Source organism: Andreesenia angusta (assembly GCF_001855385.1).
Classification (GTDB): domain Bacteria; phylum Bacillota; class Clostridia; order Tissierellales; family Gottschalkiaceae; genus Andreesenia; species Andreesenia angusta.
Window position 1 is genome coordinate 1 of sequence record NZ_MKIE01000036.1, and the last position, 698, is coordinate 698.

Consider the following 698-nt stretch of genomic DNA (forward strand, 5'->3'; position numbering starts at 1 on the left):
TCTTGCAGCACTTGTGAGAAGTTTATTCCTTGGTTCTTGGCCATCTCATTGAGCCAGCTAGGTATGGAAACATTCTTCCTCACAGTAGTATTCTTATAGTGCTTTGCATAAGCCAGAAGATCCACTCCTACAAGTGTCTTAAAACTTCCTTCTTCTAAGCAGTAGTCCTTATCCTCAACGTTCACTTCATCAATCGGAGTGGGATTAGGATAGGGCTTTTTTTCAACCATATAATCGTATAGGTGCATTCCCAGCACGTCTTGGGCCATATACAACGCTTCCTTCTCGTCATCTCCTTCAGTTATACAGCCTTCAATGTCAGGAAACTCGACACAGTATCCACCTTCTTCGGCACGGTAAAAAACCGCAGGATAAACTAAAAACATATATGACACCTCCGTTTATTGTGTGAAGCAAGGAAGGGCTATTTCAGCCCCGCTTGTTTCAGGATAGCCTGTTCGGTACCTTTCTTCAAGTCCTTGCTATGGAAGGGGACCTCTGTCACCTTACCGGTTTCGAAATTCTTAAACCGCCTGTGCGACCCTTTTCCGCCAGGTATTTCAACGAATCCGTTCGCCTTGAGCAGCTTAATCATTTCTTTTGAGCTCATAGGCATAAGTTCACCCTCCTCACAACTATATTATACACAATATTGCGCATATATTCAAGCATGATTATGTTCTGTCTTAGATAAGCTT

General features: G+C 43.0%; 2 protein-coding genes. Both read right to left on the reverse strand.

Features of this window, described 5'->3' with window-relative positions; genetic code table 11:
• Positions 1 to 386, reverse strand: a 386-nt coding sequence (locus EUAN_RS12075; protein ID WP_071064851.1) for a type II toxin-antitoxin system HicB family antitoxin, incomplete at its 3' end; no start/stop codon positions are given.
• 38 nt (positions 387 to 424) lie between these two features.
• Positions 425 to 616, reverse strand: a complete 192-nt coding sequence (locus EUAN_RS12080) for a type II toxin-antitoxin system HicA family toxin (protein ID WP_071064853.1) — start codon at positions 614 to 616, stop codon at positions 425 to 427.
• Positions 617 to 698: the final 82 nt, after the last annotated feature.